This window comes from Collinsella sp. AF18-8LB (assembly GCF_003459795.1).
In the GTDB taxonomy this organism is placed as follows: Bacteria; Actinomycetota; Coriobacteriia; order Coriobacteriales; family Coriobacteriaceae; genus Collinsella.
In genome coordinates this window covers 114,037-139,279 of record NZ_QRWU01000001.1, presented here as the reverse complement: position 1 = coordinate 139,279, position 25,243 = coordinate 114,037, and the positions used below count along the sequence as shown (strand labels likewise).

The following is a 25,243-nucleotide window of genomic DNA, read 5'->3' as shown; positions in this document are numbered from 1 at the left end:
GCCTGTTCGCGCTACAGTTTGTCGGAAATACCTCGATGTTAGGAACCAAATGATCACTTCCGAGCTTTTCGGCACCGCGCCGTGCGGTACCCCCGTTCATCGTTACACCCTCAACGGGCCCGAGATCTGCGTTCGCATTATGGACTTTGGCGCCACCGTGCTGGGCATCGACGTGCCCGACATCCCCGGCAACGTGCGCGATGTGGTGCTGGGCTTCGATAAGCTCGAGGATTACTTTGACAACCCCGCCTGCTTTGGCGCGACCATCGGACCTGTGGCCAACCGCACTGCAGGTGCCACGATCACCATCGCCGGCACGGACTGGCATATGCCCGCCAACGAGGGCACCAACAACCTGCACAGCGATCTTGAACATGGTCTGCACAAGCGCGTATGGGACGTTGAGCTCGACGAGGTCCACAATGCCGTACGCATGACCACCTCGCTTGAGGACGGTGAGCTGGGCCTTCCCGGCAACCGCACCTTTACGGCCGTGTTTACCGTGACGCGCACCGGCTGCTTCCGTATCGAATATGGCTGTGAGAGCGACCGCGCCACGTACGTGTCCATGACCAACCACACGTACTTTAACCTTGCCGGTCACAACGCCGGTATGGACTGTGAGCACTTCTTTGTTGCTAACGCTGCCCGCTACCTGCCCATCAACGAGCAGAACATCCCCACCGGCGAGATTGCTCCGGTCGAGGGCACGCCGTTTGACTTCCGTGAGCTGCGCCCCGTCGCGCCTGGCATGGAGGCCGACGATCCGCAGATTAAGCAGGCACGCGGCTACGACCACTGCTTGTGTATCGATGGCTATCAGTACGGTCGCAACCTGCGCCGCGCGATGCACGTCGAGGAGATGTGGACCGGCCGCGAGCTGGACTACTACACCACCGCCCCGGGTGTGCAGCTCTACACCGGCAACTGGCTGGGCGACGAGCACGCCAAGGACGATGCCAACTATGGCTGGGGCGCCGGCTTTGCCCTCGAGGCAGAGATGTACCCCGACACGCCGCACCAGCCGCTGTTCCCGCAGGGCATTGTGGGCCCGGGTCACCCCTACAGCAATGTGATCGAATACCACTTTATGAGGCACTAAGCCCATAATGCAACATATCGCACAGCAACGCCCGCCGGCACCACCGCCGACGGGCGTTTTTTTCATCTTTTGGGCTCAATTTCGCTGTGACTGTATGAGCGACATATCAAAACTATGCCCATTTACTACGTTTAGCCCGGGATGCTCGACCATGCACAGGTTTTTGCTAAATTCGCGAGCCGCCTACCTGCGGTTTTGTTTTTCTCAAATTCGACATGCTCGGCGATAGCCGATCAAACGTAGTAAATGGGCATTGTTTTTGACAGGCAGCATCGCACGCGTCCCTCGCAAGGGCAAAATGATTCGTTTTTCTCCGTCCCCAAGGGATCAGTTGAACAGATTGCCGATGGGGTCGGGATTGGAGCTGGGGAGATAGCGGATTTCTAGTTCTATGCCGAGCTTTTGCAGCTCTTTGAAGGCGGCGACATCTTCGCCGTCTACGGCGACTGCGGGCGTTATGGGGTGCTTGCCCTCCCCTGCCTGCATATGGCCAATGCTGATCTTGGTGATCGGCACGCCACCCTTAACCAGCGCGAGTGCATCGGCGGGTGAGGCCACCATGATCAGAATCAATTGGCGCGGCGTTGCGGTATGAATGATGTCGATGGCCCTTTGCACCGAGAAAAACCGTGTCCACACGCCCTCGGGCACCGCGACCCTCATAGGCGCCCACTTGCGCGAATCCGCCGCAATCTCGTCGTTAACGATCAGGACGAGGTTGGAACCAACCGCCTCATTCCACAGCTCAACGTCTTGCCCGTAAATAAACCGATCATCGATGCGCGTGAGAAGAATCTTGGGTTGAATCATCACTGCCCCATTCTGCTTGAGACCCGTAAGAGCAAGACATCACGTCTCCAATATTAGTGCATTTAAAGTGAGAAAAGCCGTCAGAACACTTGCGCGGATGTGCGATGTCCCGTATCATAGACAGCCGTTGACGCCTCAGTTGCGTCACCACATGGCCGCCAGCGTAGCTCAGTTGGTAGAGCACCGCTCTCGTAAAGCGGGGGTCACCGGTTCGAGCCCGGTCGCTGGCTCCATTGCACAAGATAGCCGCCTTCGGGCGGCTTTTTTGTTGCCGATTGAGTGCATTGCACCAAGAAACTGCAGCAACCCCGACGGCAAACAGCTCCCTCCAACAACAAAAGCCCCGCCAACTGCGGTCCCCAAGTAGACCACAATCAACGGGACTCAAATATGTTCCCCAGAAGAATTACAGCGGCTTTTATACGCATGAATAGGGATTAAAGAGTACTCGGATCGATTGTCTGTGGATTAGTCAGGCCATAGAAAGCAGTCTCATGGTCAGCGGATGTGGCTTGGTGTCCGACTTCACATTCAACCGGAGTAGTTTCGTCAATCAGCTCATAACCGAGCCAGCCCTCTAACTCAGCACCAGGTTTTATTTGGCGCGATTCAGGAAGGTCAAGGCCTTCCGCCAACATACCCGACTTAAGCCCCTTTCCATCTTGGAAAGCCGCTATTTCATTTCCAGAAAACAAGACAAACTGAGGGTCATCCGAAACGTTTTTTGCAGTCACATTCAAAATCAACAGTGGCTTGCCGTCACTATAACTTTCTACTCCGCGTTGCGCCCCCGTGATGGTGTACTCAATACCCGATGCTGGGATATCGCCGTCCCCGCCGCTGCCATCTTTCTCTTTTCCGGCAGTGTCTGCCTGAGCAGCAGCATAGCCCGCAGCGTAACCATCGTCATAGCTTCCCTTCCCGGAGCAAGCGGTAAGGCAGGCAGAACCAGCTGCGAGCCCCAACGCCAAGAAAGCGCGCCTAGGAATTAAAGCGGTTGTGCTGAGTCCCATAAAGAGCTCCCATCAATTAGCTATTTCTCGTATACACAGCCATTTTAATTATTCTTCAATCCATTTAGCATCAATCGTGTCTCAATAACTGCGTCGTTCAGCCTAATTTGGCCGCTCCAATGAATCCAGCTCAAACAACAGAAAACCCCGCCAAACGTGATTCCCCTAGGGAAAACATGTTTGGCGGGGTCCTAGCGTGATTTCCCTAGGGGAATCACGCCATCAGACGAACAACTCAACCGAGCAGCTCGCTACTCCTCCCAGTAAGCATCTGCAAGCAGCTTAAAGCAAATCTTTTTGACCGGCTGTGCGCCATCGCCCGGGAACTCGAGCGTGGGCATGTGAGGCTCGCCGGCAACAAACAGCGCGAACTTGTCGTCGGCAAGATCGCCGGCGATCGAAGCGTCGGAATCGACCAGATCGTAGTCGTCCTTCTCGTCAAACTCCTGGACCAGCGTCAGGCTGCCCGTGGCAACCTTAAAGGCCTCGCGACCCTCGACATCGATCTGCAGGTCGTGATAGCGCTGATGCGTCTCGTAGTGAGCCTCGGCCTCGGGACGCGTCGTGGGAGCCATGACGTTCGCATAGACCTTGTCGCCCAGAATCGGATGGCTGCCGACCTCGAGCTGCGCCGGGTCGTTCTCCTCGAGCCAGTCGATCAGCACGTCGAGGCCCTTGAGCATTCCGCGATACTCCTCGATATCGCCCAATGCACCGTAAATCATCTAAATCCCCTCTCGGATCGTTTCCTTGGCGGCTACTCGGCAAACGCATTACCAAAGCTGTTGCCGCCCGCATACGTCTCGACCAGGGTAAGGTCGGGACTGAACACGACAAAGTCGGAGTCGTGCCCCGGCATAATGCTACTGCACTTGTCGTCGACATGAGCTAGCAAGCGATGCCGGGGCCGCAGCACAAGCTCTTACAGCTCGGTCACCGTAACGCCGTTGTAGACCTCGTCCCAACGATCCATAACCAAGTGGCCAGTCATGGGATCCATGGCGTTGAGCTTGCCACAGGTATTGGCGGTACGCAGCACCGTCTCATCATCCGCGCCGGCTGCGATGGCGTGCGCGAAGCCGGCAATGGTAGAATCGCCAGAGCCCGTAGCGTTAACGGCGGGGATATCGGGGGTCTTGGCGCGGAACGCGCGGCCGTTATGGAAGCCCACGGAACCGGCGGCACCCATGGACACGACGACCCAGGGGATATCGGAGAAGCGGGCATCAGAGGCGAGCGCGGCGCGAAGCTCGTCCACATCGTCGGTGGTAAAGCTCGTGCCCAGAAGGCCGTTAATTTCGGTCAGGTTAGGCTTAACCAGCTCAGGCTTGACCTCGGACTTGAGCGCAGCCTCAAGCGAAGCACCCGAGGTATCGAGCAGCACCTTGGCGCCGGCGTTCTCGGCAATGCCCGTGATCTTGGCGTAGTAGTCCGCCTCGACACCACGGGGCAGCGAACCCGAGATGGTAACGACAGCGGCCTTGCTCGCAAGCTCGGCGAACTTGGCGGTAAAGGCATCAAGCTCCTCGGGGGCAATCGTCGGGCCGCTCTCGAGCAGCTCGGTCTGGTTGCCGGCGTGGAGGATGTTGAGGCAAATGCGAGTCTCGCCCTTGATGGGTACAAAATCATTCTTAATGCCGTTGGCATCCATGAGCTCGGCCATGTAGGCGCCCATGTGGCCGCCGAGCAAACCGGTTGCCACAACGTCGTCGCCCAGCTGACCCAGTACACGGGCCACGTTGAGACCCTTGCCGCCGGCGGTCTTTTCGGGCGTCACACGGTTAACGTCGTCGATAATGAGCTCATCGAGCTGATAGCGTGTATCGACGGACGGGTTCATCGTAACGGTGAGGATCATTTTTAGCTCCTTATCTCGCAGGCTCCTTGTGCCTCGCGATACGAGTCGACAAAACGGAATTACAGAATCTCAATCGTGAACGAGCGAACGACGGTCTCCTTGGGCTTGGCGATAAGGCAGCCGCGCTTATGCTCAAGCACGTCGTCCTCATCGGAACAGGTCGAAAGGCCACCCCAGGGCTCAACTGCCACAAAATCACCCTCGGGCTTACTCCACACAATAAGATACGGGAAGCCCTCAAAGCTCAGGCGAACACCCTTGTCCTCGCCCTTCTTGGAAAGCGTGACCTGACGGCTCTCGAGCACGTCAAAGATGGTCTCCGCAAAATCGAAGAGCTCATGCGACAGGGGTAGCGTCTTTCCCACCATAGGGTTCTTGGAGCGGTTAGCCACATCAATCAATCCGGTCGAGGGTACGGCGGTGCAAAGCTCCGCAGCCTCGTCCTTCTCAAAGCGCAGCTCGTAGTCCGTATAGGCCTCGCCCTCGTCGAGCGGGCACCTAAAGCCAGGATGTCCACCGATAAAGAACGGCATGTCCTCGGTGCCCTCATTGGTGACCTCATAGGAGACACGCACGGCAGCGTCCTCAAGCGTATAGCGGGCGACGAGCTTGAACGGATACGGATAATCTCTCAGCAATGCAGCGTTATCCTCGGATGCCAGACACACAGCCAGCTCGTTCGTGCTTTGGCTCAGCAGCTTCCACTCCTGCTTGCGCGCAAACCCGTGGCGGGCGAGCTTCACATGATGCCCGGCGAACGTCATGCCGCTGCCGTCGCGCAGACCTCCGCAAATCGGGAAGCAAATCGGCGCCTGGCCGGACCACACGGCAGGATCGCCCTGCCACAAATACTCGCGACCGTCGGCCTCAATCGAGGTAAACGAGCCGCCGGCTGTGGAAACCTTGATAGAGATCGAATCGTTGGAGAGAGCGTATTCCATTGCCCATCCTTTCGAACAACTGCTTTTTTGCTCGCAAGTACCCGTCTCGGCCCTAACCAAAGGACAAACCCGCATGTTCATCGATGCGTCCGGTATCCCAGCCATGCAACGGGGTACCATACAGACATTGACGTCATTACAGCTGAAAGGCCTTCTTATGCGAACCATCATCCTCTACGCCTCGCGTCACCACGGCAATACGAAAAAGCTCGTGGACGCCATCGTTGAGGCGCACCCCGAGATCGATACCCTCGATGTAAAAACGCTCGGAAAAAACGAGTATCCCGACCTGCACGAATATCATCTAATCGGTGTCGCTACGGGCATTTATTACTCCGAGATCGACAAAGATATGGCACGCGTGCTCACCAACGTGCTGCAGCCGCAGGACAAGGTGTTTGGCCTTATGACCTACGGTGGCAAAAACAAGTGGTACGGCAAGGATATCGATGGCATCTGCCGCATGAGACAGGCCATATTTATGGGCGTCTACGGCTGTCCCGGTTTTGACACGTGGGGACCGTTCAAGATTACCGGCGGCGTCCAAAAGGGACACCCAACCGCCGAGGAAATTAAGGGCGCCGTCGATTTCTTCGACAAAATCGAAGACGAGTACGGCGATATCATCGTCGAAGAGTATGCCAAGCGCGAGAAGCGTCTAGCCTACGAAAAGGAGCATCCTGCGGGAGGTCTTGTGGCCGGCGTCAAGCGCACAGCAAAGAAGATCGCTAACAAGCTGTAACTGTGAAGGTGCTTTTGAGCGTTTAACCCATACGGCGGGTCCGAGCAGATTCGGGCCCGCCGTCTTTTTCTATCGTTACTCGGTAAAGGCGTTGCCGACGCTCTGGCCGCCAACATACGTCTCGACGAGGGTGAGCTCGTGGTCGAATACGACAAAGTCAGCATCGCGACCCGGCATAATGCTGCCGCACTTATCCTCGATGTGCGCGGAGCGAGCCGGCACCTCGGTTGCCATGCGAATGGCGATATCGGCGCTGGCAATGCCCCAGTCGACAATGTTCTTGACGCCCTGGGCAAGCGTGAGCACCGAGCCGGCAATGCTCTTGCCGTCGGCGAGCCAGCACAGGTTGTCCTTCATGATAACGTCCATACCGCCACTGGTGTAGCTGCCCTCGGGCATGCCGCCGCAGCCCAAGCAGTCGGTGATGAGCACCGTATGCTGCCAGCCCTTAGCCTGCAGCAGTGCCTTGATAGCGGCGGGGTTCACATGCTTGCCGTCGCAGATAATCTCGGCGTAGGTCTCGGGGGTGGTCATAGCAGCGCCCACAACACCGGGCTCGCGGTGATGCAGACCGCGCTGGCCGTTATAGGTGTGCGTAAAGCAGCTAGCACCGGCATTGATGGCGGCGACGCACTCGTCATACGTGGCATCAGAGTGACCGATGCTGGTCACGACACCCTTAGCGTTCAGGGCGGCAGCATAGGCAGCAGCACCATCGCGCTCGGCGGCCATGGCGCTCTTAACGATACGTCCGCCGGCAGCCTCCTGCCACTGGTCGAAGACCTCCTCGGAGGGGTCGATCAGGTAAGCGGGGTTCTGTGCGCCCACGTGCTTCATGGTAAAGAAGGGGCCCTCCAGGTAGATGCCCTGAATGCGAGCACCGCAGAAGTCGGGGCCGCGGCCCTCGTCAGCCTGGGCAATAGCGGCACAGGCGTCCTTGATCTGCTCGACGCCATCGGTGAACGTCGTGGGCAGCCAGCTGGTGGTACCGCGACGGGCGAGCTCGGTCGAGCTGATATCGATACCCTCGGGATCGTTGTCAGTAGTTGAGTGGTTGTAGAAGCCATGGATGTGGGTATCGACCATACCCGGTGCGATCCACGATCCCGTGTAGTCCTTAATCTCGCAAGAGGGCTTGTCGGCCTGCCAGGCGCCAAAGACGCCATCCTCGACCATAAGATAGCCGCCCAGCTGCGGACCTGCCGGCAAGAAGAACTTGTCAGCCTTAATTGCGTACGTGCTCATATGCACTCCTTGCTTCTAAAGCAGTTGACTGTGGTGATGCTTATACCCGGTCCTAGTAAAAACAGAAAGCGCCCGCCCGCCGTTATGAGCGGACGGGCGCCCTTACAGGGGGGACGCGATTAAGCGGTGAAGGGGTGAATCGTCACGCCCTTAACCACGCGGTTGACCGTGCCAGTGGGGCTCGGCGTATCGGGCGTGTTGCCCACGCGCACGGAGTTGAGCAGGCTGATGGCCTGGGCAAACATCACGAACGGCAGGGCAAGGTAGCCCTCGGGGAGTGCCTCATAGCCCTTAAAGGTGAAGGACTCGCCCTCGTAGACGGTAGCGCCATCCTGCTGAACGGCAACGGTGTGCTGAGCGATCTCGTCGCCACCGATCTCGTTGAGGATGTCGATATCGTACTGACGGGTGTAGGCATCGTTGTTGACGAACACGAACACGAGGGTCTTGTCGTCGACGAAGGACTTGGGTCCGTGACGATAACCCATGGAGGTGTCGTAGGAAGTAGCGACCAGACCGTGAGCGAGCTCGAGGATCTTGAGCTGGCTCTCCTGGGCAAGGCCCCCGAAGGAGCCGGAACCCAAGTAGGTCACGCGGTTGAAGTCGCCAGCCAGGTAATCGGCGACCTCGGGCTCACGATCGATGACCTCCTCGCCCATCTTGGCGATGGTCTCGACCCACTCGGCCTTCTGCTCGTCGGAAGCCTCGTCAAAGATGAGGGTAGAGAGCAGGGTCATGCAGGTGTAAGAACCGGTCATGGCGAAGCCCTTGTCGTTGGCGCGCGGGATGAGCAGCGTCAGCGCATTGGGGTCATCAGCGGACTCGACGGCGAGCTTGCCCTCGGGAGCGCAGGTGATGTTAAGGAACTTGACGTTGTGGACGAGCTCCTTGGCAACGGCAACGGCGGCAAGGCTCTCGGGGCTGTTGCCAGAACGGGCAAAGGAAACCACGAGCGTGGGATCCTCGGCGCGCAGGAAGTCGCGCGGGGCGCTCACGATGTCGGTCGTGGCGATGGGCTTAAAGTCGTAGAGATCAGTGTTGCCAGCGTGACGCAGGTACGGGGCGCAGGTATCGCCAACATAGTCGGACGTACCGGCACCGGTAAAGACAACGGACAGACGGCCCTCGCCCATAGCGCGAGCCTCGGCCAGAAAGGCCTCGATGGCCTCCTTGTTCTCGCGATAGATGTTGAGCGTATCACGCCAGAGCTCGGGCTGCTGAGCAATCTCGGCCGTGGTGATCTGGGCGCCGAGCTCGGTGAGCTCCTCGACACTCTTCTCGAACATTTCTAATACCTCTCTCTAGAAGTAATCCTCTGACGTGCAATTATACACTTCAGTTGGTTATCTGGTAGTAACCAGTTAAATGCAAAGAATCATCACATGGAAACGATGTGAACACTAGTCGCCACGCTGGTGGTAAACCTTGTATTTAAACTGATCGGCACGAGCAACCGAGAGCGTATACTCCACAACCTCGTTTGACTCGTTATACGTAGTCCTGACCAAATCGAGCACAGGCGAACCCTCGACAATTCCCAAAAGATGGGCATCGGTGGGACGGGCTATGCTCGCATAAAACTCCTCTTCGGCCACGCGTATCTTTTGCTGAAAGTCCTGCTCAATCACATCGTAAAGCGGCTTACGCTCCAGCAGCGGTCGCTTTAGGGACAGAAATTGACGAACCGGTAGATAGCTACGTTCGACCATCATGGGCATGTTGTCGGCAGAACGAAGGCGCTTGAGCTTAAAAATGCGATCACCGATACGTAATCCCATATGCTCGGCCAGATTCTTATCGGCCTCCATCTCGCAAAACTCGAGAATCGTGGTCTCGGGGTCGCGACCCATCGCGCGCATCTGCTCGGTAAAACTGTAGGACTGCATAAGATTGGTTGCCTTTGCCGAACGGTCGGTCACAAAGGTACCGCGACCGTGCTGCCGAACCACCAGTCCCAAACGCTCCAGTTCCTGCAGAGCCAGGCGTACCGTAGTGCGCGAGAGGCCATAGCGTTCCGAAAGTTCGCGCTCGGAAGGAATCATGTCACCGGCGCGATATTCATGGTCAATCTTTTCGGTCAGAATATCGACCAGCTGATCGTACAGCGGTTGCTTACGCGCTCCGATCGCCATCCTATCCTCCCATTTTCTCAAACTCGGCTAACTACCTAGGGTGTTTAGCATTATCTGTCTGCCACACCCGAATCATCAAGAAAACAAAAGCCGCGCGCTCTTTCGAGCACGCGGCTTTTAACATACACATGGCTTAAGGGGTCGGGGTGTGAGCCGCGTAGGGACACACCCCTCAAGCTAGAGCCTTACCAGATGCTCGGCCAGAGACCAAGCGGGCCAGCGCCCAGGATGCCCAGGACGAAGAGCAGCAGAATGCCCTTGGTCGGGGTCCAGCTGTGCTTAGCGAACATGTAGTAAAGCAGCAGCGTAAGCATAAGCGGGACGAGCTTCGGGACGATGGTGTTGAGGGTGTCGGCAACGGAGAAGTTGACCGGATCCTCGGTGACGGTGCCGTAGGTAACGGACTCCATGCCGTTGCCCAGATCGGTGACGCCGCACTCGACAGCGTTGCCGTCGGCATCGGAAGCGGTAAGGGCGTTGCCGTCCTTATCGGTCATGGCGATGGTACCGGCCTCAGCGGTCTCGGTATCGATGCCCTCCATACCGGTGAAGTTCTCGGCCTCCTTCTCGGAGACGATCACGGTAGTAGCGGAGAGGCCACGGGTGGTGCCGTTGGGGATCTGGAGGTTGATCTGGGTGCCACCCATGGTGACGACCAGGCAACCGACGACGAAGACGCCCATGATGGAAGCGGCACGCGTGAAGGCCTGCATGTTGGCAGTCAGAGCGTCAATAGCGCTGGTGCCAAGCTTGTAGGACCAGTTCATGAGCCAGAAGCGCAGAGCGAACTGGACGACGTTGAAGATCACCAGGAAGATGATCGGCGCAGCGGCGTTGCCGTTGATGGCCATGTTGGAGGTGATGCCGGCCGTGATAGGCACGAGCGTCAGCCAGAACAGGGCGTCACCGATACCACCGAGCGGGCCCATTGCGGCGACGCGGACGGCGCGGATCGTGGGGATGTCAACCTTGTTCTGCTCGAGCGAAAGCACGATACCCATAACAAAGGTGACGAGGAACGGGTGGGTGTTGAAGAACTCCAGGTTGTGGCTCATGGAAGCCGCGAGGTCGTTCTTGTTGGTGTGGATCTTCTCCAGACCGGGGATGATGGAGTAAAGCCAGCCAGCGGCCTGCATGCGCTCGTAGTTGAACGATGCCTGCAGGAAGCAGGAGCGCCAAGCCATCTTGTTGAGGGTCTTCTGGTCGAGCTGCGGAGCAGGAGTGAGATCCTCGTAGTGCTCCGGGATCACATACTCATTAGATGCCATCTTCGAAGTCACCTCCGTCAGAAACAGCTGCACCCTTCAGCTCGGTCTGCTGCTGGAAGTCCCAGAAAGCGATGCCGAAGCCGATGAGAGCGAGGATGAGCAGAGCAGGGGTTGCCAGCGAATCGTTGGCAACGGTGATGAGCGCGAGGCCAAAGCCCATGAGGAAGAAGCCCCACATATCGCGGTTCATCATAACCTTGAGCAGGACGGCGAAGCCGACGAAGCGCATCATGCCGCCTGCAGCGGACAGACCGGTCTGCAGCCAAGTCGGGATGGCGGAAGCGATGGTCTGACCAATGGTAGCGCCAGCGATGAAGAACAGGGTGACGACGACAGCGAAGATCAGGCCGAGCAGAGCCATGGCGAAGTAGTTCAGGCGCTCGATGCCCTTGGTGTCCGCGTTATGAGCCATGTTATCGGCCGTGGACATAAGCGGGGACATAAGCGTGAAGACCAGGGTAACGCCGAGCTGACCAAGCAGAGCGAACGGAATGGCAAGGCCGACTGCCGCGTTGGGCTCGAGGCCCGTGGCGATAGCGAGAATGGCTGCCATGATGCCGCCAATGACGGCGTTAGGCGGCTGAGCGCCTCCGATCGGCATGTTGCCAATCGTCATGAGCTGATAGGTACCACCCACGAGAAGACCGGTGTTGAGGTCGCCAAGGATAAGACCGATGACGGCGCCGGTGACGATGGGCTGATAGAGAGACTCGAGGAAGTCAAACTGGTCGATTGCCGCGATGAACGTAACAACGAAGACCAAGGCGACCTGAATGATCGAGAATTCCATCTTGCTCCTCCTTTCAAAATGTATGTACGCACTTTGGATTTCACGTACAGAACGTCAGGGTTTCAATCCTGACAACGTGGATCACGAGGATTACGAGAAGAGCTTGCTCGTGTCCTCAACAGGCGTGCTCGGAACGCGCCTGATCTCCAACTCCACCCCCAATTCCTGCAGCTCTTTAAACGCAGCGACATCCTCGTCGTTAACTGCGACGGAGGTGGCGACTTGGCGCTTTCCTTCCGACATGTGCATGTTGCCGATGTTTACCTTCTTTATAGGCACACCGCCCTTGACGAGCGTAAGCACGTCTTCCGGTGTTTCGGCCACGATGAAGATCTTCTGGCGCGGGCTCGCCTTGCCAATGACGTCGATGGTCTTCTGCAGGGAGAAGAAACGCGTAGCGACGCCGGCGGGAGCGGCCATCTTCATGAGGTTCTGGCGCATGGTGTTGGTCGACACATCGTCGTTGGCGACGAGGATGAGGTTGGAGCCCAGGGTGGAGTTCCACTGGGTAGCGACCTGACCATGGACCAGTCGGTTATCGATGCGGGTAAGAAGAATGTTGGGTTCTGCCATGTTGATCAGCTTCCTTTCGTTATTTGCTGACGACAGTTACTTGATCTCCTGAATCGCGTAACGCGAAACATCTACGACGGCACCGGATCGGACTTTGATCTGGACCTTTTCGCCTTCGATGCCCTTGACGGTTCCGTAGATACCGCCGGCGAAAAGAACCTCCTGACCCGGCTTGAGCTCGGTGTGCAGCTCCTTGAAGTACTTCTGCTTCTTCTTCATGTTGATTTGCGACCAGATGGTGTAAATCACACCCATGATGGCAAGCAGGCCCAAAAGAGCTACCGAGGAACTCAGAACACTGGCTCCGAAATCGGCCATTAGATGCCGTCCTCGTCGCCGAAGATATCCTCTTCATCGGAGCCGGCAACGGATGCGACCGTCTGGGCGGTGATGCCCGTCTGGCCAACAGTCACGGCCTGCTCGCCAAGCTCGGCGAGCGTGGCGTTACCGCGGAGGAACAGAAGCTCAATAACCATGGGAAGGTTGGCGCCAGTCAGAACCTCGACGTTGTCGACATCCTGGGCAATCATCATCGACTGATTGAACGGAGTACCACCGAGCAGGTCGGTAAAGACGAGCACGCCATCGCACTCCTCGCGCATGGCGGTAATAGCGGCGCGGAGATCCTCACCGTAGGAAGCAGCCTGGTCGCCCTCAAAAGGAACGACGGTAAAAGCGGGCTGGTCGCCGGCAACCATAGCGATAGCACTTGCAAGGCCGGGTGCGAACTGTCCATGACCGGTAAGAATAAAGCCAACCATTCAAATTTCCCTTCCGAAGGTGTGTACGATCTGAGTCCGATGATGTTCGGAAGCCAGCGGGCGCTCGCCCTTAAAGCTTCTTAGAAAGCGTTCTTTGAAGACCAGTGGTCTCTCAACTGGTAGTAACCACGTGACGTGTTGTTGTCACTATATCACCACAGAAGAGGTCGCTTTCGTTGATTCATACAGTAAAACGTTTTTGCACCGTTCACGGTGATAAATCGACCGTTTACCGCTCGTTAACACTTCTACCTGCGGTTTTGAAACCGTTTCGAAATGCGTTGGCAAAAGATCGGATCTTTTTCTGTGTCTAAACAACGTAGGGCGGCTAAATATAGCGTGTAGGAAAAATGCAGGTCATTGTGAAGATTTGTGAATTGGTCTTTTTGACTTAATACCAGTTAGAACCAGTTTAGAAATTATCGGTGAACGGTAGTTTTTGACCGTTCACCGGTTATTTGCAATCGTTTGCAGCCGTTTTCCCATATGAATTAGGGAGACCCGATGAAGCATTTGCGCGATTGCAGGAAATATCGTTCTTTGTCCACCCCCCCCCGCATTCCAAACTCCCATTCCCTGAATATGCCATAGCTCTCACTATTCGTCTCACAAACATTACTTACTCTAATCTGTAATTGTTTATCGTTTATCATTAAGTATGATATAAGATACAAGTATCATCCAAGACATTGGTTGGAGGAGCTATGGTCCGCTGGAACGTATCCAAATCGAATGAAGCCATCGACCGTGAACAGGCAATCGCCAAGCTGAGGAAGCTCACTCGCTACTGCAAATGGGGCACAATCTGCACCATCGTGGCGCTCGCTCTGGCACTCCTCGCAGTCATTGCAATCGAACTTCTACTCATATTGCCTAGCCTCTCCCAAGGGTTCTGTCTCCAATCCGTAGAGCTTACGGCTGGCGAAGGGCCATTTCTCGCTCTCGTCGGCGCCAACGAACAGACCCCTCTTATGCTTGTCGCGCACGACGGTCATACTGCCATAGGGAGCGGCATGATGGCATGCCTCGCGCTTGCCATCGCGCTAAGCGCATACAGGTTTTTCTCCGCCATTGAAAAGGCGGGCAGGCCCTTTGACCTCGAATGCATCCGCATACTACGTCAAATAGGACATTTGTTCCTTATCGGCGGCGCCGCCGTGAAACTTTTTGGTGCCATAGTCACAGGGCTGATTCTCTCAGGATTTGGCGGTAGCTTTACGGATGCGCTTGGCGGCCAGCATCTCGACCTCTCCATGCTCTTTACAGGCCTGATTATTAGCCTGATTGCCAGCGTCTTCCAGTACGGGTGCATCCTGCAAAAACAAGATGACGAGTTGCTCTAGGGGGAATCCATGATTATTCTGCGGCTCGACCGCATGCTCGCCGAACGCAAGATCTCATCGAAAGAGCTTGCGGAACGCGTGGGCATCTCCCAGGTCAATATGTCGCGCATCAAGACGGGCAAGGTTTCCGCCGTGCGCTTTTCAACTCTTGACGCGATATGCCGAGCACTCGACTGCCAACCGGGCGATGTACTGGAATATATGCCTGACGATGAAGCCGATAACCTTTTTGGACTTAAAGATTAATAGGCATAATCTAACCACCAGTGTCTAAACGCAATAAGCCCGCTAGAACGACATCCGTTCTAGCGGGCTTATCAGTTTTTTTGGCTACGCACTCGGTGGCTCGGGCAGCCCTTACGCAAACAGGCCGTAGATGCTGATGTTGGCCTTGGCGTAGAGGCCGTTAGCATACTCGGTCCACTTGGAGCTGGCGCTCGAAGCCTGCGAGGAGTACTGCTGGTAGGCGGTGTAATAGGCGGTCATGGCCTGTTTATAGGTAGCGCTATCGGCAGTAAAGGCATCGTCGGCGAATGCCTTAGCGTAGGTGCCATCGGCGTCCTTCCAAGTGCCCTTTGAGCTATCCCACTCGTCGCCGGCAAGGTTGATGATGTAGTCGGCGTAGTCCTTGCTCGCGGTCTCCTCGTTGCCGTCAGCAGGCTCGGTCGGGGCGGTCGGCATGCTTGCGGAGCTGTCGCCGACCTTCTTCTTGTAGAGCTTCTGCAGCGTCGCGGACTGGCGGACGATCTGCTTGGCCTGGTCTTTGGAGACGCCATACTGCTTGGCCATGGTGTCGTAGTCAGAAGTGCCGATAGAATCCTCGGCGTACTTCTTCATCTCCTTAGAAGAGACGGTAATACCCTCGTCCTCGGCAGCATCGAGCAGAATCTTGTTGCGCACGTAGGACAGGATGACGTCGGCAGAAGGAGCCGTGTAGTTGCCGTCGCCGTCCTTGACGGTGTCGAGGCTGTACTGGCTCTCGATGGCCTCGCGCGCGGTGATGTCACTCTTCTTGCCGTTGTAGCTATAACTTGCCACGGTCGAATCGAGCTGGTCCTCGGTCAGGGTCGCCGAACCGACACCCTTGCCGCCAAAGCCGCCATTGCCAATAAAGAAGCCGACCACGGCAGCGATCACGACTGTAACCACGAAGGCGGCGATCATCGTCTTCTTGTGCTTGGATGCATGATCGTCCGCGTCGGAATCGTCCTCGTCCTGCTCCTCGGGCATCAGATTCTCGTCAGCGGCATCTGCGGCGATCTGAGCCTCCAGACGGGCGTCCTCCTCCTCGGCCGTCGTACCGGCGGCAATGTGCTCGGCAGACGTACCGGCGACCAGATCGATCTTCTCATCCTCGTCACCATTGGGGCCTTCGCCGCGCTCGATGATCTGGATGCCGTCGATCTCGTCCTTCTCGTCCTTCTTTTGAATCAAACCCATATCGGTTACTCCTTGTTAGGAAACATAGTCCCCAATAGAATACGCCCGACGGAGCGCCGGGCGTATTGATTCTTAGGTTATACGCAAACACTTAAGTACTATTTAGGCGTTTGCAGCCTGCATGCCTTAGACCAGGTGCGCGATAACGGCATCGGCAAAGGCCTGCGTACCCACGGCACCCTCAACGGAACCGGTCTGGGCACGACGCACGTCACCGGTAACCTGCTCGCCCTCGTCGAGCGTGGCAGAAACGGCGGCGCGAATGCGATTAGCGGCGTCGTTCTCGCCCAAGTGATCAAGCATCATGGCAGCAGAGAGAATTTCTGCCGTGGGGTTAGCGATATCCTGGCCGGCGATATCGGGCGCGGAGCCGTGCGTTGCCTCAAAGATGGCGCAGTCGGCACCGATGTTGGAGCCGGGGGCCATACCCAGGCCGCCCACCAGGCCGGCGCACAGGTCGCTCACGATGTCGCCGTACAGGTTGGGCAGCACCAGGACATCAAAGTCGTTGGGGTTCTGGACCAGGCCCATGCAGGTGGCGTCGACGATCTTGTCGTTGAACTCGATGTCGGGATAGTTGGCGGCCACCTCGCGCGCAACGCGCAGGAACAGGCCGTCGGTCGCCTTCATGATGTTGGCCTTGTGCACGGCCGTCACCTTTTTGCGGCCGCAGCGGCGGGCGTACTCAAAGGCGTATTCCACAATGCGGCGGCTCTTGGCGATGGAGATGGGCTTGATCGAGATGGCGGAATCAGCGGCGAAGGTCTTCTGACCCGAGCGCTCGACGAGCTGCGAGAGCTCCTCGACCTCGGCAGCGCCCTCATCGAACTCGATACCGGCGTAAAGGTCCTCGGTGTTCTCGCGCACGATGACCAGATCGACGTCGCGGAAGCGCGAGCCGTCGCCCGGCTGCGACAGGCAGGGGCGCACGCAGGCGTACAGGTCGAAGTGCTTGCGCAGGGCGACGTTAACGCTGCGGAAGCCCGTGCCGACCGGTGTGGTGATGGGGCCCTTGATGGCAACTTTGGTCTCGGCGACCGCATCGAGGACGTGCTGGGGCAGCGGCGTACCGAACTCGTCCATGACGCCGGCGCCGGCCTCCTGGACGTTCCAGTTGATCTGGACACCGGTGGCCTCGACCACGCGGCGCATGGCCTGCGTAATCTCGGGACCGATACCGTCACCGGGAATCAGGACTACATCGTGCGCCATAATCTGTTACTCCTCGTCTTCGGCGTCGTCAGATTTCTTAACGCTAGCACGCTTCTTCTTTTTGGAGAGTTCCAGGCCAAAACGTTTAACAAGCATTTCGCAAATCTCGCTCGAACGGGCCTTGAGATAACTGCCCTTGCCGTTCTCGGCATCGAACTTAAGGCGCAGTGCGAGCTTGTCGGCGACCTCGGCGTCGATCTCGCCCTGGCTAAACTCGTACAGGCAACCGAGCATGTCGCGATACTCGAGGTCGCCGTGGTAGCACTGGATGGCCTCGTCCAGGATGGGCCAAGCCTCGCGCGAACGCTCGACGCTCGTGGCGCCCCATAGGCACAGCAGGCGGAAGGCGGCATAGCGCAGCGTGGAGGAAATCTCGTCGAACAGCGCGGTCTCGGCACCCTCAAAGGCATCGCCCAGCTGCTCGGGGCAGGTGGTGGCGAGCGCCGCCAGGGCATCGAGAGCCTCCCAGCGGGTCTGAGCCTCGGGGCGGTCGAGCGCCTCGATCAACGCGGGCACGCAGGGCACGACGCGCTGCGGATCGCGCTCGGCAAGCAGGTGCAGCACGCGGGCGGCAAACTGGCGCATGCGGCGCGTGGGGCAGCCGAGCTCCTGGACCAGTCGGTCGACGGCGTTCTCGTTCTCCTCTGCCAGCTGAAGCTGTGCCAGCTCCTCGTCGGTGAGCTGTTCGTCTTTGTTTTCTGCCATAGTTACCTCTTCTTACTATTTCTTAGCGTGCTTGCCAGCACCCTTGCTGTCATCGGTGACCGAGATGAGCTGTCGGTCTGCCGCGCCATTGCGACGCGCACGGCGGCGCTCCTCGGCGTCACCCGCGTCGGCGGCGGCGCGATGGGCCTTGTTGACGTTAAAGACCTCGTCGTGCTTGCGCCACGGACCGACGGACTCGCCAAAGCTCATCTTAAGACCGGCGATAAAACCGCCGAGCCAGCCGATCGGCGCAAACTGCACCAGCGGGAACAGCGAGAACACCCAGGTCAGCAGGACGACTGCCGCCGCTCCTGCAAAGTTGGCAATCCAGTAGTCGCGCTTGGTGATGACGCGCTTTTCGCAGGCCCACTGGCCGCACAAAAAGCCAATGTAGATCGCAAAGAGAAAGAGCACCAGCGCGAGCACCACGAACGTCCAGCTCATGGGCGCTACTCCTCGTGATGGTGGCCGCAGCAGCACTCGTGGCCGTCATCGTGACCGTGACCGCCGCAGCACTCGTGGTCTTCGCCGTGGTGGTGGCCACAACCGCACTCATGCTCGTCGCCGTGCTCGCCGCAACCGCAGCCCTCCTCGTGAGCACCATGCTCCTCGGGACGATACTGCGACCAGTCCAGTCCGGCGGCGATGGCGTCGGCCTCCTCCTTGTAGAGTACCGTGATGGCCTGGGTGCCCAGCTTGGCGCCGCCGATGGCGTCGAGCATGTCGTAGAGCGTAAAGGCCACGTCGGCGCCGGGCAGCGCAAGCTCGCGATCGTCGGCATAGGCGAGCGCCAAACGCAGGTCCTTAATGAAGTGCTCGACCATAAAGCCGGGCTTGTAGTCGCCGTCGAGCGCCTTGGGCGCCAGGCTCTCCATGGCGCCGGACTTGCCGGTGCCGCCCAGGATCATCTGACGGGTCTTCTCAAGATCAAGGCCGCTCAGCTCGGCAAACGCCAGCGCATCGGCCATGCCGACCATGCAGGCGCCCAGCGACACCTGGTTGGCGAGCTTGGCAGCCTGGCCCTTGCCGGCGCCATCGAAGCAGCAGATATTTGCCGCAAAGGTGGAAAGGATGTCGCGGACCGGGGCGATGTCGTTCTCGGTGGCGCCCACGATGGCCGTGAGCGTGCCGGCGATAGCACCGGACTCGCCGCCGGTGACGGGGCAGTCAAACGCCATGCGGCCGGAAACCTGGGCGGCCTCGGCAATATCGCGCGCGAGCTCGGGCGAGCTCGTGGTGAGGTCGATCAGGACCGCGCCGGGCTTGGTGCACGCGAGCAGGCCGTCGCCCGCCAGGTAGAGCTCCTCGACCTCGGAGGGATAACCCACCATGGTAAAGACGACGTCGGCGTTCGCCACGGCATCGGCCGGCGTATCGGCCCAGACAGCGCCGCGCTCGATAAGCGCCGCGGCCTTGGACTTGGTACGGTTGTTGACCGTGACGGGATAGCCGGCGTCCAGAATGTGGCCGGCGATGGGGGCACCCATAATTCCGGTGCCAATAAATGCGACAGAGAGCTTGTTTGCCATGAAACCTTTCCTTTTGGGTTGGGTGTTATTACCAGGTTGAATACTCGGTGCCAGCGTTTGGGCTGTGAGTTGAGGGCGATTACGGCCGCAGCGCCTGTCTACTGGCCGCGCACACGGCGGGCGATGCGGTCGGAAAGCGACGCCTTGTCGGCGCGGTTCTTGCCCCAAAACGCGCAGGCCACCATGCCAGGACCCACGTGCGAGCCGATGGTGGGGCCCACGGAGCTGCGGATAATCGTGACGTCGGCGCAGCCCTCCTCCTTGCGGATGGCGGCCTCGAGCCAGTCACCGTCCTTCTCGGCATCGGCCGTCATAATGGCGATGGGCATGGTGCGGTCGGGCACGTAGTTCTCGCGAAACGACTTGAGGATGGACTTGAGCGCCTTCTTGCGACCGCGGTTGACGCCGATCAGCGACAGCGAGCCGGCCAGGTCGTAAGACAGCTCGGGTTTGACATCGAGCTTTGCCGTGAGCTGTGCCGCTGCGGGCGGAATGCGGCCGCCGGCAGCCAGCGCATCGAAGCTCTCGAGCGTAAAGTAGCCGTGGACATAGGTCTTGGCCTCGTTTGCCCAGTCGACCAGCTGCTTGGCGGTAAGTCCCGCCGAGCGTTGACGGACGGCCTCGAGCGCCAAGAGCTCGCCGGTCGCGCAGGGCAGAGCGTTGTCGACCACGTAGAGCTCAAAATCGGGATACTCGGCGCGCACGGCATCTGCCGCCTGGCACGCGGAGTTGTAGCTCGACGACAGCGCCGAGGTAAAGCACAGGTAGACCGTGGGCGTACCCTCTTTGGCGCACTCGGTAAAGAACTCGATATAGCGACCGAGTGACACGGCGGAGGTAGACACGCGAGCGCCGGCGCGCATGCGGTCGTAGAACTCCTTGGGGCTCATGCTCGACCAGATATCGTCCGTGCGCTCCTCGCCATCGATGATAAAGGGGAAGCCCAAGATATCGACATCGAGGTTCGCAGCGACCTCGGGGCTAAAGTCGCAGCAGGTATCGACGACGATGCGGCAGCGGTCAGAATGGCCGGTAGATGCAGCCTTGTCCATCAAAGCGACTCCTTACGTAAAAAAGGCGGCCATCCGCATGGGATGACCGCCGGCCGTTAACTCATGCAAGTTAACGTATTTTACTCGTCAAGTGTTTCGATGCGGGGCTTGATGATGCCATATCCACCATTCTTACGGTGATACACCACATTGATGAGGCCAGTCGTCGCGTTCTCGAACACGTAGAAGTCGTGGCCCAGCAGATCGGTCTGTACCAGCGCCTGCTCCTCAGTCATCGGGGTGACATCGATGACCTTCTCGCGGACGAGCAGATCGTCCTCCTCCTCGGGCAGCAGCAGGTCGGCCAAATCCTCGACGCGCTCGACCGGTGCGACATCCGCTGCGCTGGCACCGCCCTGGCGGTTGTCCACGACCTTGGTCTTAAACTTGCGCAGCTGGCGGGTGACCTTATCGGCGGAGAGGTCGATGGCGGCGTACATATCTGCGCCATGCTCGGCAACGCGAATCACCGAACCGCGGGCACGAACCGTAACCTCGACGATTGCCGGGTTGGGGTTCGAGGGGTTCTTCTCATAGCGAAGCACAACGTCGACCGTCATGGGCTCGATATCGAAAACCTTGAGCGCCTCGCCGATCTTCTCATCCACATGCGCACGCAGAGCATCGGTTACCGTCGTCTTGCGTCCAGAAACCTTGATATCCATACGTGGCTCCAATCTGCCTCGGGGACTTACTGTACTGGCTATGTACCCACTGCCGTGCATTTAATCACCCGAATTCCCAAAGACCCGAATAACGATTGCTTGATACCGCATACCGAAGTCTCGCACTTTTCCGTGGCAAAGTGCGCTATAGGAAAGCGTCGGCTGAGTTGGTTTTTCTCCTGGAAATTGCCCTTGACCTGCTGGTTTTACGGAAACAAAAAAGCCGGGCTCCCCTATTGGGGAAGCCCGGCGGTGCGTGTTGAAACCGTGAAGAGGTGTCCTTTCCAACGTATAGGAGACGCCACCCCTAGCAATAACTAGCTATTGAGTTTGTTAATGTCGTCGTCGGTGATGGCGCCTTCCTGACTGGACGATTTGTCCTCGGAGGATGCGGTCTCATTGTTGGAATCGGAGGACTCGCTTCCGGAGGACATGGTCTCACTGGACTCAGAATCGCCCAGCTGCACGTTAGCGCCCGAAACCGTCTTAGTGGTGAGGTCGTAGGGCATCGTGCCGTACCAGACGCAGTGGACCGCCTCGAGCGTGCCGTCGGCCGTAATACCGTCGAGGGCATCGCTCACGGCACGGCACAGTTCGTCATTGGACGAGAGGCCCGCAACACTAAGCGTCGAGGGCGCCTCGAGCGAACCGACATAGGAGACCTCGCTCATCAGGCGTGCAAGGTAGCCGCCGGCCGTAGAGTCGCAGATCACATAGTCGACCTCGCCGGACTCGAGCGCCTCAAAGCACTCGTTGATGTTGGAATAGGTCTTTTGGTTGGCGGTGATGCTCTGCTTAGCAAGCGCCTCCTGCGAGGCCGAGGACATCTGAACGCCCAGGGTGGACGTGTTAAGGGTATCGGTGGAAACGCTGAGCGACCCACCATCGCTAGTTTTACCGAACACAGAAGCGGCATCGTACAGGCAGGCGCCGAGCGAGCTAATGTCCCCGTCCGTGGAGTTGATCTCGCCGATAAAGATATCGGCCTTTTTGTCGCCGAGTGCGGAACCTGCCGAGGACGCATCGACAAAGGCGACCTTAAGGCCCATGCGGCTTGCGAGGGCGCGGGCAGCGTCGACTGCATACCCCGTAAGCTCGCCGTCGGCGCCCTGCATTGCCTGTGGCGCATCGGAAGTATCGAGGGCGACCGTCAGGGTTCCGGGAGTGACCAGGGCATCATCCGACACCGCCGGCGTGACGGTCTCGTACTCGATCTGGTCGATCGTGGGAGTCGTGAACGTAGACAGCGGGTTGAACGCGCATCCGCTCAGGCCCAAAACGGCGATGACCGCTGCAGTCCCAGCACCTAACCGAGCCGCGTGCATCAAGCTGCCCCTCACCATGTCCACTACCCTGCCTTCTGTGTCGTATACGATCCGTGCGTTGCGCGGAATATCAGGTTGTTCCCACCAGCTGACCTGGTATTTGACCCCACACTTGCGCACCGGGGTGTTTGCTCGGGAGGCCGCAGCCACCTTCACGACTGACCCGCTCGCCCGCGAGGCGGTATTGCCCCAAAGAAAGTAGAACGGACGGTGCGGCTTACATCTAGGACGCGCCATGATCGCGCCGCGCGCACGCGGTCGCTTACGTGGATCCCTTTGACCGCGTCTGTCTTGGACTAGGACGGGCATTTCGCCCGTCCGCAACCACAGCCTGGTAGGAACGAAGCGCATTATAGCTAAGTTCAAGCTAAAGTTTAAGGTTAGGGGCGTCATTCGCATCGCGAGTACAGATTTGCAGGTCGGAGTGGGCTATTCGTGCCCCTATGAAGCCCGAAGCTCCCCTGTGGGGAGCTCCGGGGCACCCTTCTTAGGGTGCCGTGACCAAAAAATGGCAAATATGAGTACTGTCACCGATTTAGTAACAGGCAGTTTTGGCCTCTCGGACAGATTTCGCGCTCAGTGTCGCCAACCTGATGCTTAGTTATTCTACATTTGTTTATTATCTTCTTACTTTACGCCGCCTCCGAGTCCTAAATTCTTTGATTTTGCTGTTACTGATTTAGTGACAGTACTCATATTTGCCATATTTTGGCCAGGGCATATGATTAACCCCCTGTTTTCGACGCGAATTAGACCGGCTTAAGCCCAAAACACACCCGCAGCGTGTTAAGCAACGCCTCTTGCTTCTTTCTGCGGGCATCGACACGATTCCGGTACCGCTTTCGCATACGCTGGTGGATGCGCCATGCGAGCGCTTCCATCGCTTCCATGTCGCAAAGCATTTCGTTGTTGACCGTTGCGACCTCGATTCCCATAGTAATCAAGCCCGTGTTGCGTTTTTCATCATGGGTACGTCCCCTCCGGGAGGAATGGCCCAGCTCACCGTTGTATTCCAGGTCAAACCGGGCTGTCTCCTGATATGCATCGCAAACTGCATGGGACATCCCCGAGATTGCCTGCGCGCGATCATCGAACTCGATCTTGTAGTCGGTCTTAAAGGGACCGCAGGCAAATCCTCCATAGGAAAACGGAAGCGAAAACAGGGCGAGCATGATGCACTCCATGGGCGAGCGCAGGTTTTCTGACAAGTAGGGACACAGACGCTGCAATTGTTTGGCCGCGTTTCCCTTGCATACCGCGAGGTAATCTGCCAAGCGATCGGGCGTCAGCACTGGCTCGACTTCAAAGTAGCCCACGTCTGTCGGTTGGTCCTTGTCCTTTGCAAGTTTGTTCGCAACGGGCGAGGTGTAGGGAGGCAGATACTTCCCGCGGTCGCTCAGTGAAATCTTAGAGCACAGTTCCTGGGTCAGGGCAAACGCCTGGATGCAGCCAACCTCGCGTGCAACGGCAACACAAAGGGCCTCGGGAGATAGGCTGTACACCCCCGGTTCCACCTCTAGAATCGAGCCGGCAGGCAACCCGGAAGACACGGACCAGCCCACGCCAGGCATGCGGCGGCGCTGCGCTGCAGACCCTACCAGCAAGCACAAATCCTCTTGCACCTCGCCGCTTGCGGCCCCAATCCGCACCAAGTCAGGAAGATAGATGTCCTCAGCCGAAGGCGACGAAGCGTTTAGTACGCGGCGCTCCTCATCGGGATCAAGGTCCTTCCAGCTGATATAGCCCATCTGCCGGCGCTCGGCGCGCATCATGCGCAGCGCCGAGGCGCCTGTTAGGATTACGGAAGCCGCTAGCTGTTCGCCTGTCGGCTCGTTGCGCCGCTCAATCTTTACTGCCACAAAACCACCCCTACCAAACACGTGCGATAGCAAGGCCATCGACTGCCGCAGCGCCGGCGCGCTTGAGTTCCGCCGAAGCCGCGGCTATCGTCGCGCCCGTAGTGATAACGTCATCGATAAGCAGCAGGCGGCGGCCGTACACGTCCTCAACCGTCTCGTACATGCCTTGGGCACGCTCGCGGCGCTCCTCACGACCGAGTTCGCGCTGGTCGCCATGGCCGTACTTGACGAGGGCATCGAGCAGAGGGACACCCGACAGCTCGCAAAATGGGCGCGCAATGGCCTCCATATGATCGAAACCGCGCCGCCGAAACGCTGCCGCCGTCGCAGGCACAAACACCACCGCATCCGCACCGGACAGCACGCCTCCTAAGCGTTCGGGCGCTACGACCTGGGCATGCAGGGCGGTGTCGTAGAGCAACTCCGCCAGATACGGAGCCAGACGTCGCTCGCCCGCGTCCTTGTAAGCTTTAATGATGCGCGGCAGCGGATGCGCATAGACGGCGCACGCCAGGCAGCGGTCGAGCGCCTCCGACATTGCCGAGGACGTGCCCTCGACCGAACACTCAGTGCACAGCAAATCCCCAAACGGGGCACCGCATCGGATGCAGCTATGGCATGGGTCGATGAGCGTGAGCGCAGCCAGGCAGTCTTGGCAAATAAGCGTACCGGCGCGCTCGCAGCCGGCACATCGTGTTGGCGACAATGCCTCAAGCACCTCGCGTGCCGCCCGCTCGGCAAACGGTCGCAATTCGTCCGCAAACGGTAGGGCGCCGGCACCCTGCAGACGGCTCAATATGTTCAGATGGCTCTTCAAGACACAACCCTCCCTACGTTCGGTCGCAGGGAGGGTTGTTGATTCAGCGCTATGATACCCC

Annotated in this window: 27 protein-coding genes and 1 tRNA gene; 5 read left to right on the top strand and 23 right to left on the bottom strand. The window is 58.4% G+C overall.

Annotation, left to right across the window (positions count from 1 at the left end; genetic code table 11):
- The first annotated feature begins 49 nt into the window (after positions 1 to 49).
- On the top strand, positions 50 to 1,102 hold the full coding sequence (locus DWX25_RS00665) for an aldose epimerase family protein (protein WP_117798430.1): 1,053 nt from the start codon (positions 50 to 52) through the stop codon (positions 1,100 to 1,102).
- A gap of 327 nt (positions 1,103 to 1,429) precedes the next feature.
- On the opposite strand, the gene DWX25_RS00660 is transcribed toward DWX25_RS00665, so the two are convergent.
- Positions 1,430 to 1,912: a PTS sugar transporter subunit IIB gene (locus DWX25_RS00660; RefSeq protein WP_006236279.1), complete on the bottom strand. Its 483-nt coding sequence runs from the start codon at positions 1,910 to 1,912 to the stop codon at positions 1,430 to 1,432.
- 157 nt (positions 1,913 to 2,069) lie between these two features.
- On the opposite strand from DWX25_RS00660, the gene DWX25_RS00655 reads away from it, so the two are divergent.
- Positions 2,070 to 2,145: transfer RNA gene (locus DWX25_RS00655), tRNA-Thr, on the top strand.
- A 204-nt stretch (positions 2,146 to 2,349) separates the two neighbouring features.
- Here the strand turns inward: DWX25_RS00655 and DWX25_RS00650 are convergent.
- The 4 genes from DWX25_RS00650 to DWX25_RS00630 all read right to left on the bottom strand — a co-directional run bounded on the left by DWX25_RS00650 (position 2,350) and on the right by DWX25_RS00630 (position 5,724).
- Positions 2,350 to 2,925 (bottom strand): DUF5067 domain-containing protein, encoded by a 576-nt coding sequence (locus tag DWX25_RS00650; protein ID WP_117798429.1) that lies wholly within the window; start codon positions 2,923 to 2,925, stop codon positions 2,350 to 2,352.
- Positions 2,926 to 3,176: 251 nt separating this feature from the next.
- Positions 3,177 to 3,650 carry a YhcH/YjgK/YiaL family protein gene (locus tag DWX25_RS00645; protein ID WP_117743267.1) on the bottom strand — a complete coding sequence of 158 codons (474 nt, stop codon included), beginning with the start codon at positions 3,648 to 3,650 and terminating at the stop codon, positions 3,177 to 3,179.
- A 197-nt stretch (positions 3,651 to 3,847) separates the two neighbouring features.
- Entirely contained in the window at positions 3,848 to 4,783 is a 936-nt protein-coding gene (locus DWX25_RS00635) for a hexose kinase (protein WP_117763430.1), read from the bottom strand.
- A gap of 59 nt (positions 4,784 to 4,842) precedes the next feature.
- On the bottom strand, positions 4,843 to 5,724 hold the full coding sequence (locus tag DWX25_RS00630; protein ID WP_117763429.1) for an aldose 1-epimerase family protein: 882 nt from the start codon (positions 5,722 to 5,724) through the stop codon (positions 4,843 to 4,845).
- A 157-nt stretch (positions 5,725 to 5,881) separates the two neighbouring features.
- On the opposite strand from DWX25_RS00630, the gene DWX25_RS00625 reads away from it, so the two are divergent.
- The gene (locus DWX25_RS00625) at positions 5,882 to 6,466 is read left to right on the top strand and encodes a flavodoxin domain-containing protein (protein WP_233505087.1); all 585 of its coding nucleotides are present in this window, start codon (positions 5,882 to 5,884) and stop codon (positions 6,464 to 6,466) included.
- Between the two features lie 75 nt (positions 6,467 to 6,541).
- On the opposite strand, the gene nagA is transcribed toward DWX25_RS00625, so the two are convergent.
- The 8 genes from nagA to DWX25_RS00585 all read right to left on the bottom strand — a co-directional run bounded on the left by nagA (position 6,542) and on the right by DWX25_RS00585 (position 13,235).
- Positions 6,542 to 7,711, bottom strand: a complete 1,170-nt coding sequence (gene nagA / locus DWX25_RS00620; protein WP_117735494.1) for an N-acetylglucosamine-6-phosphate deacetylase — start codon at positions 7,709 to 7,711, stop codon at positions 6,542 to 6,544.
- Between the two features lie 119 nt (positions 7,712 to 7,830).
- The gene (locus tag DWX25_RS00615; RefSeq protein ID WP_117743270.1) at positions 7,831 to 8,997 is read right to left on the bottom strand and encodes an SIS domain-containing protein; all 1,167 of its coding nucleotides are present in this window, start codon (positions 8,995 to 8,997) and stop codon (positions 7,831 to 7,833) included.
- A gap of 114 nt (positions 8,998 to 9,111) precedes the next feature.
- Positions 9,112 to 9,843, bottom strand: coding sequence for a GntR family transcriptional regulator (locus DWX25_RS00610; RefSeq protein ID WP_117735495.1), 732 nt, complete (start codon positions 9,841 to 9,843; stop codon positions 9,112 to 9,114).
- A gap of 185 nt (positions 9,844 to 10,028) precedes the next feature.
- Positions 10,029 to 11,111 (bottom strand): PTS system mannose/fructose/sorbose family transporter subunit IID, encoded by a 1,083-nt coding sequence (locus DWX25_RS00605; RefSeq protein WP_055251210.1) that lies wholly within the window; start codon positions 11,109 to 11,111, stop codon positions 10,029 to 10,031.
- On the bottom strand, positions 11,101 to 11,901 hold the full coding sequence (locus DWX25_RS00600; RefSeq protein ID WP_117735496.1) for a PTS sugar transporter subunit IIC: 801 nt from the start codon (positions 11,899 to 11,901) through the stop codon (positions 11,101 to 11,103). Before DWX25_RS00600 ends, DWX25_RS00605 begins: the two co-directional genes overlap by 11 nt.
- 90 nt (positions 11,902 to 11,991) lie before the next feature.
- The gene (gene agaV, locus DWX25_RS00595; protein WP_089572404.1) at positions 11,992 to 12,474 is read right to left on the bottom strand and encodes a PTS N-acetylgalactosamine transporter subunit IIB; all 483 of its coding nucleotides are present in this window, start codon (positions 12,472 to 12,474) and stop codon (positions 11,992 to 11,994) included.
- A 36-nt stretch (positions 12,475 to 12,510) separates the two neighbouring features.
- The gene (gene yajC / locus DWX25_RS00590; RefSeq protein ID WP_117735497.1) at positions 12,511 to 12,792 is read right to left on the bottom strand and encodes a preprotein translocase subunit YajC; all 282 of its coding nucleotides are present in this window, start codon (positions 12,790 to 12,792) and stop codon (positions 12,511 to 12,513) included.
- On the bottom strand, positions 12,792 to 13,235 hold the full coding sequence (locus DWX25_RS00585) for a PTS fructose transporter subunit IIA (RefSeq protein WP_117735498.1): 444 nt from the start codon (positions 13,233 to 13,235) through the stop codon (positions 12,792 to 12,794). Before DWX25_RS00585 ends, yajC begins: the two co-directional genes overlap by 1 nt.
- Positions 13,236 to 13,939: 704 nt before the next feature.
- Here DWX25_RS00585 and DWX25_RS00580 point away from each other — a divergent pair.
- Both DWX25_RS00580 and DWX25_RS00575 read left to right on the top strand, forming a co-directional pair.
- Entirely contained in the window at positions 13,940 to 14,578 is a 639-nt protein-coding gene (locus DWX25_RS00580; RefSeq protein ID WP_117735499.1) for a DUF2975 domain-containing protein, read from the top strand.
- Positions 14,579 to 14,587: 9 nt separating this feature from the next.
- On the top strand, positions 14,588 to 14,824 hold the full coding sequence (locus DWX25_RS00575) for a helix-turn-helix transcriptional regulator (protein ID WP_117564746.1): 237 nt from the start codon (positions 14,588 to 14,590) through the stop codon (positions 14,822 to 14,824).
- Between the two features lie 111 nt (positions 14,825 to 14,935).
- On the opposite strand, the gene DWX25_RS00570 is transcribed toward DWX25_RS00575, so the two are convergent.
- The 10 genes from DWX25_RS00570 to DWX25_RS00525 all read right to left on the bottom strand — a co-directional run bounded on the left by DWX25_RS00570 (position 14,936) and on the right by DWX25_RS00525 (position 25,182).
- Positions 14,936 to 16,018 (bottom strand): hypothetical protein, encoded by a 1,083-nt coding sequence (locus DWX25_RS00570; protein ID WP_117798428.1) that lies wholly within the window; start codon positions 16,016 to 16,018, stop codon positions 14,936 to 14,938.
- A gap of 126 nt (positions 16,019 to 16,144) precedes the next feature.
- Complete coding sequence (locus DWX25_RS00565) at positions 16,145 to 17,230, bottom strand: isocitrate/isopropylmalate dehydrogenase family protein (RefSeq protein ID WP_117743273.1); 1,086 nt, start codon at positions 17,228 to 17,230, stop codon at positions 16,145 to 16,147.
- Positions 17,231 to 17,236: 6 nt separating this feature from the next.
- Complete coding sequence (locus tag DWX25_RS00560) at positions 17,237 to 17,935, bottom strand: hypothetical protein (protein WP_117798427.1); 699 nt, start codon at positions 17,933 to 17,935, stop codon at positions 17,237 to 17,239.
- A gap of 15 nt (positions 17,936 to 17,950) precedes the next feature.
- Positions 17,951 to 18,379, bottom strand: a complete 429-nt coding sequence (locus tag DWX25_RS00555) for a hypothetical protein (RefSeq protein ID WP_055310425.1) — start codon at positions 18,377 to 18,379, stop codon at positions 17,951 to 17,953.
- A gap of 5 nt (positions 18,380 to 18,384) precedes the next feature.
- The gene (locus tag DWX25_RS00550) at positions 18,385 to 19,464 is read right to left on the bottom strand and encodes an NAD(P)-dependent oxidoreductase (protein WP_117763427.1); all 1,080 of its coding nucleotides are present in this window, start codon (positions 19,462 to 19,464) and stop codon (positions 18,385 to 18,387) included.
- Positions 19,465 to 19,562: 98 nt separating this feature from the next.
- A complete protein-coding gene (locus tag DWX25_RS00545) occupies positions 19,563 to 20,516 on the bottom strand; it encodes a DegV family protein (protein ID WP_117763426.1) in 954 nt (317 codons plus the stop codon).
- A gap of 80 nt (positions 20,517 to 20,596) precedes the next feature.
- Positions 20,597 to 21,181, bottom strand: a complete 585-nt coding sequence (gene hpf / locus DWX25_RS00540; RefSeq protein WP_035137685.1) for a ribosome hibernation-promoting factor, HPF/YfiA family — start codon at positions 21,179 to 21,181, stop codon at positions 20,597 to 20,599.
- Positions 21,182 to 21,498: 317 nt separating this feature from the next.
- On the bottom strand, positions 21,499 to 22,506 hold the full coding sequence (locus tag DWX25_RS00535; protein ID WP_199412283.1) for an ABC transporter substrate-binding protein: 1,008 nt from the start codon (positions 22,504 to 22,506) through the stop codon (positions 21,499 to 21,501).
- Positions 22,507 to 23,255: 749 nt separating this feature from the next.
- Positions 23,256 to 24,278 carry a hypothetical protein gene (locus DWX25_RS00530; protein WP_147335799.1) on the bottom strand — a complete coding sequence of 341 codons (1,023 nt, stop codon included), beginning with the start codon at positions 24,276 to 24,278 and terminating at the stop codon, positions 23,256 to 23,258.
- 97 nt (positions 24,279 to 24,375) lie between these two features.
- Positions 24,376 to 25,182, bottom strand: coding sequence for a ComF family protein (locus DWX25_RS00525; RefSeq protein ID WP_233505168.1), 807 nt, complete (start codon positions 25,180 to 25,182; stop codon positions 24,376 to 24,378).
- Positions 25,183 to 25,243: the final 61 nt, after the last annotated feature.

Excerpts from the sequence above, each read along its gene's own strand:
- DWX25_RS00665 (WP_117798430.1), top strand. The coding sequence starts at position 50 with ATGATCACTTCCGAGCTTTTCGGCACCGCGCCGTGCGGTACCCCCGTT.
- DWX25_RS00660 (WP_006236279.1), bottom strand. The coding sequence starts at position 1,912 with ATGATTCAACCCAAGATTCTTCTCACGCGCATCGATGATCGGTTTATT.
- DWX25_RS00650 (WP_117798429.1), bottom strand. The coding sequence starts at position 2,925 with ATGGGACTCAGCACAACCGCTTTAATTCCTAGGCGCGCTTTCTTGGCG.
- DWX25_RS00645 (WP_117743267.1), bottom strand. The coding sequence starts at position 3,650 with ATGATTTACGGTGCATTGGGCGATATCGAGGAGTATCGCGGAATGCTC.
- DWX25_RS00635 (WP_117763430.1), bottom strand. The coding sequence starts at position 4,783 with ATGATCCTCACCGTTACGATGAACCCGTCCGTCGATACACGCTATCAG.
- DWX25_RS00630 (WP_117763429.1), bottom strand. The coding sequence starts at position 5,724 with ATGGAATACGCTCTCTCCAACGATTCGATCTCTATCAAGGTTTCCACA.
- DWX25_RS00625 (WP_233505087.1), top strand. The coding sequence starts at position 5,882 with ATGCGAACCATCATCCTCTACGCCTCGCGTCACCACGGCAATACGAAA.
- nagA (WP_117735494.1), bottom strand. The coding sequence starts at position 7,711 with ATGAGCACGTACGCAATTAAGGCTGACAAGTTCTTCTTGCCGGCAGGT.
- DWX25_RS00615 (WP_117743270.1), bottom strand. The coding sequence starts at position 8,997 with ATGTTCGAGAAGAGTGTCGAGGAGCTCACCGAGCTCGGCGCCCAGATC.
- DWX25_RS00610 (WP_117735495.1), bottom strand. The coding sequence starts at position 9,843 with ATGGCGATCGGAGCGCGTAAGCAACCGCTGTACGATCAGCTGGTCGAT.
- DWX25_RS00605 (WP_055251210.1), bottom strand. The coding sequence starts at position 11,111 with ATGGCATCTAATGAGTATGTGATCCCGGAGCACTACGAGGATCTCACT.
- DWX25_RS00600 (WP_117735496.1), bottom strand. The coding sequence starts at position 11,901 with ATGGAATTCTCGATCATTCAGGTCGCCTTGGTCTTCGTTGTTACGTTC.
- agaV (WP_089572404.1), bottom strand. The coding sequence starts at position 12,474 with ATGGCAGAACCCAACATTCTTCTTACCCGCATCGATAACCGACTGGTC.
- yajC (WP_117735497.1), bottom strand. The coding sequence starts at position 12,792 with ATGGCCGATTTCGGAGCCAGTGTTCTGAGTTCCTCGGTAGCTCTTTTG.
- DWX25_RS00585 (WP_117735498.1), bottom strand. The coding sequence starts at position 13,235 with ATGGTTGGCTTTATTCTTACCGGTCATGGACAGTTCGCACCCGGCCTT.
- DWX25_RS00580 (WP_117735499.1), top strand. The coding sequence starts at position 13,940 with ATGGTCCGCTGGAACGTATCCAAATCGAATGAAGCCATCGACCGTGAA.
- DWX25_RS00575 (WP_117564746.1), top strand. The coding sequence starts at position 14,588 with ATGATTATTCTGCGGCTCGACCGCATGCTCGCCGAACGCAAGATCTCA.
- DWX25_RS00570 (WP_117798428.1), bottom strand. The coding sequence starts at position 16,018 with ATGGGTTTGATTCAAAAGAAGGACGAGAAGGACGAGATCGACGGCATC.
- DWX25_RS00565 (WP_117743273.1), bottom strand. The coding sequence starts at position 17,230 with ATGGCGCACGATGTAGTCCTGATTCCCGGTGACGGTATCGGTCCCGAG.
- DWX25_RS00560 (WP_117798427.1), bottom strand. The coding sequence starts at position 17,935 with ATGGCAGAAAACAAAGACGAACAGCTCACCGACGAGGAGCTGGCACAG.
- DWX25_RS00555 (WP_055310425.1), bottom strand. The coding sequence starts at position 18,379 with ATGAGCTGGACGTTCGTGGTGCTCGCGCTGGTGCTCTTTCTCTTTGCG.
- DWX25_RS00550 (WP_117763427.1), bottom strand. The coding sequence starts at position 19,464 with ATGGCAAACAAGCTCTCTGTCGCATTTATTGGCACCGGAATTATGGGT.
- DWX25_RS00545 (WP_117763426.1), bottom strand. The coding sequence starts at position 20,516 with ATGGACAAGGCTGCATCTACCGGCCATTCTGACCGCTGCCGCATCGTC.
- hpf (WP_035137685.1), bottom strand. The coding sequence starts at position 21,181 with ATGGATATCAAGGTTTCTGGACGCAAGACGACGGTAACCGATGCTCTG.
- DWX25_RS00535 (WP_199412283.1), bottom strand. The coding sequence starts at position 22,506 with ATGCACGCGGCTCGGTTAGGTGCTGGGACTGCAGCGGTCATCGCCGTT.
- DWX25_RS00530 (WP_147335799.1), bottom strand. The coding sequence starts at position 24,278 with ATGATGCGCGCCGAGCGCCGGCAGATGGGCTATATCAGCTGGAAGGAC.